We start from the raw sequence: 2,500 nt of genomic DNA, 5'->3' as shown, positions 1-2,500 counted from the left end.
TTCAGACAGGATTCCACGTGTCCCGCCCTACTTTGCTCATGCTTAGTTCCACGAAAGTCTTTTCGGATACGGGGCTATCACCCACTACGGCCAACCTTCCCAGGTTGTTCTCCTAAGTCTTACGCTAAATCATGAAGGCTGGTCCCGGTTCGCTCGCCGCTACTACGGGAATCTCGGTTGATTTCTTTTCCTGCAGCTACTGAGATGTTTCAGTTCACCGCGTTCGCTTTACTGACCTATGTATTCAGTCAGCAATAATCCGATCACTCGGATTGGGTTGCCCCATTCGGACATCCCCGGATCAAAGCTTGTTTACCAGCTCCCCGAGGCTTTTCGCAGGTATCCACGTCCTTCATCGCCTGTCTCTGCCAAGGCATCCACCGTATGCCCTTATTCACTTGACCATATATCCCCAAGCATCCACTTGGAGGTCTGCCATCGGCAAGATGACAAACATGGCCTTCCCTTCCTCAACTGTCAAAGAACAATACCGCTTCATTACTTCGAATCGGTAGTACTCAGCTTCTTGTTTAGAAACTCACTACTACGGACTCTTGCTTACTTTTCTACTTCCTACTCTCTACTTCTTATTACTTATTACCTGCTTCCTGCTTCTCCACCCCAGCGTCCGACCCGCTTCTCGCGGGCCTCTTCCCTTTGGTGGAGCTGACCGGGATCGAACCGGTGACCCCCTGCTTGCAAAGCAGGTGCTCTCCCAGCTGAGCTACAGCCCCATTTGGTGGGCCCAAGTGGACTCGAACCACTGACCTCACGATTATCAGTCGTGTGCTCTAGCCAGCTGAGCTATAGGCCCGATTCTTTACCGAGTGGCGTGTGTGGGGTCTAGGACCCATTTCTTTAAAGGAGGTGATCCAGCCGCAGGTTCCCCTACGGCTACCTTGTTACGACTTCACCCCAGTCATGAACCATACCGTGGTCATCGCCCCCCCGAAGGTTAGGCTAACGGCTTCTGGTACAATCCACTCCCATGGTGTGACGGGCGGTGTGTACAAGGCCCGGGAACGTATTCACCGCGGCATGCTGATCCGCGATTACTAGCGATTCCGACTTCATGCAGTCGAGTTGCAGACTGCAATCCGAACTACGACGCGCTTTCTGGGGTCTGCTCCACCTCGCGGCTTGGCTTCCCTCTGTACGCGCCATTGTAGCACGTGTGTAGCCCTGGACATAAAGGCCATGAGGACTTGACGTCATCCCCACCTTCCTCCGGTTTGTCACCGGCAGTCTCCCTAGAGTGCCCGGCCGAACCGCTGGCAACTAAGGACAAGGGTTGCGCTCGTTGCGGGACTTAACCCAACATCTCACGACACGAGCTGACGACAGCCATGCAGCACCTGTGTTCTGATTCCCCGAAGGGCACTCCCGCATCTCTGCAGGATTCCAGACATGTCAAGCCCAGGTAAGGTTCTTCGCGTTGCATCGAATTAAACCACATGCTCCACCGCTTGTGCGGGCCCCCGTCAATTCCTTTGAGTTTTAACCTTGCGGCCGTACTTCCCAGGCGGAATACTTATCGCGTTAGCTACGACACTCAGTACGCTTGGCACCAAACATCTAGTATTCATCGTTTAGGGCGTGGACTACCAGGGTATCTAATCCTGTTTGCTCCCCACGCTTTCGTGCCTCAGCGTCAGTATTGGGCCAGGTGGCCGCCTTCGCCACTGATGTTCCTCCAGATCTCTACGCATTTCACCGCTACACCTGGAATTCCACCACCCTCTCCCATACTCTAGTACACCGGTTTCCACCGCCATTCCCAGGTTGAGCCCGGGGATTTCACGACAGACCTAATGCACCGCCTACGCACCCTTTACGCCCAGTGATTCCGATTAACGCTTGCACCCCCCGTATTACCGCGGCTGCTGGCACGGAGTTAGCCGGTGCTTCTTCTTGGATTCACGTCAACAGCAGGCGATATTAGCACCCACCTTTTCGTCCTCCACGAAAGAACTTTACAACCCGAAGGCCTTCTTCATTCACGCGGCATTGCTTCGTCAGGGTTGCCCCCATTGCGAAAAATTCCCCACTGCTGCCTCCCGTAGGAGTCTGGGCCGTGTCTCAGTCCCAGTGTGGCTGGTCGTCCTCTCAGACCAGCTACCGATCGTCGCCTTGGTAGGCCTTTACCCTACCAACTAGCTAATCAGACGTAGGCTCCTCTTTCAGCGCGAGGTCCGAAGATCCCCCGCTTTCCCCCTCAGGGCTTATGCGGTATTAGCCCAAGTTTCCCTGGGTTGTCCCCCACTCAAAGACAGATTCCTACGCGTTACTCACCCGTCCGCCACTCGTCAGCATCCGAAGACCTGTTACCGTTCGACTTGCATGTGTTAGGCATGCCGCCAGCGTTCAATCTGAGCCAGGATCAAACTCTTAAGTTCAATCCATACAATTTGTTCAACTTCCGCCATATTCAGTACGATAAATCATACTCAATACAGCTTGGGCCTAAACCCCACACATCTCCACTCGGCTTTTAAAGAAC

2 tRNA genes and 2 rRNA genes (1 of these 4 cut by a window edge) are annotated in these 2,500 nt (G+C 54.0%); all 4 read right to left on the bottom strand.

What is annotated here, in order from left to right:
• Positions 1–404, bottom strand: a 23S ribosomal RNA gene (locus HJG40_RS04805) (it extends 2,485 nt beyond the left edge of the window).
• Between the two features lie 254 nt (positions 405–658).
• A tRNA-Ala gene (locus HJG40_RS04800) sits at positions 659–734 on the bottom strand.
• Between the two features lie 3 nt (positions 735–737).
• A tRNA-Ile gene (locus HJG40_RS04795) sits at positions 738–814 on the bottom strand.
• 46 nt (positions 815–860) lie between these two features.
• Positions 861–2,396, bottom strand: a 16S ribosomal RNA gene (locus HJG40_RS04790).
• Together the 16S and 23S rRNA genes with 2 tRNA genes alongside form the textbook arrangement of a ribosomal RNA operon.
• Positions 2,397–2,500 lie beyond the last annotated feature (104 nt).

Origin of the sequence: Acidithiobacillus concretivorus, from assembly GCF_018853445.1 — a bacterium.
Classification (GTDB): Bacteria; Pseudomonadota; Gammaproteobacteria; order Acidithiobacillales; family Acidithiobacillaceae; genus Acidithiobacillus; species Acidithiobacillus concretivorus.
Note: the sequence above shows the minus strand (reverse complement) of the source record. Positions and strands in the feature narration are given on the sequence as shown.